Annotated in this window: 1 protein-coding gene; it reads left to right on the top strand. The window is 61.1% G+C overall.

Features of this window, described 5'->3' with window-relative positions; all coding sequences use genetic code 11:
- Positions 1–775 (top strand): flagellin N-terminal helical domain-containing protein (locus tag RBA41_RS33360; protein WP_306628639.1); only part of this gene is annotated, 775 nt, incomplete at its 5' end.
- Positions 776–938: the final 163 nt, after the last annotated feature.

Genomic DNA, 938 nt, shown 5'->3' with positions numbered 1-938 from the left:
CCGCCTGTCGACCGGCTACCGCATCAATTCGTCGATGGACGACGCCGCCGGCCTGCAGATCGCCACCCGCCTGAAAGCCCAGACCAGCGGCATGGCCGTGGCGATGCGCAACACCCAGAATTCGACCTCGATGCTGCAGACCGCTGAAGGCGCGCTCGACGAAGTAAGCAACATGCTGGTGCGCATGAAGGATCTGGCCACGCAAGCGGCCGATGCTTCCTCGACCGCAGCCGACAAGACCGCCATGCAGTCGGAATACGATGCCCTCGGTACCGAACTGAACAATGTGCTGACCAACACCTCCTTCGGCGGCGCCAAGCTGCTCGTCGGCGGCACCATCGCCTCGGCCATGACGTTCCAGATCGGTTCGAGCACCAGTGAAAAAATGACCGTGGACATGTCCGGCAGCATGACCACCCTGGTGGCCGACGTGACCGCCACGACCGCCAACTACGTCGCCCCGAACACGACCGGCACCGAACTGACCGGCGCCGGCAGCGCCTCGACCACGATCGACAAGCTCTCGACCGCGATCGCCTCGATCGGCACCGTGCGTTCGTCCCTGGGCGCTTCGGCCAACCGCCTCGAACACGTCTATAACAACCTGTCGAACATCAGCACCAACAGCAAGGCCGCAACCGGCCGCATCATGGACGTCGACTTCGCCAGCGAAAGCTCGAAAATGACCACCAACCAGATGCTGCTGCAAGCCGGCACCGCCATGCTCAAGCAGAGCAACAGCATGTCCTCGATGGTCATGTCGCTGCTGCAGTAATCGCCAGGGATGCCCCGGCTGAGCAAGCCGGGTTCGCGCGACAGCCAGCCCTCATCCGGCTGGCTTTTTTTCGTCCATCCGCGCTGCAAGATGTCCATAGCGACAACACGCAAATTTATTTCGAATATATTTCCATGTGGCACTTAATGATCCAGATCAAAGT

This window comes from Massilia scottii (assembly GCF_030846495.1).
GTDB classification, from domain to species: domain Bacteria; phylum Pseudomonadota; class Gammaproteobacteria; order Burkholderiales; family Burkholderiaceae_D; genus Telluria_A; species Telluria_A violaceinigra.
Note: the sequence above shows the minus strand (reverse complement) of the source record. Positions and strands in the feature narration are given on the sequence as shown.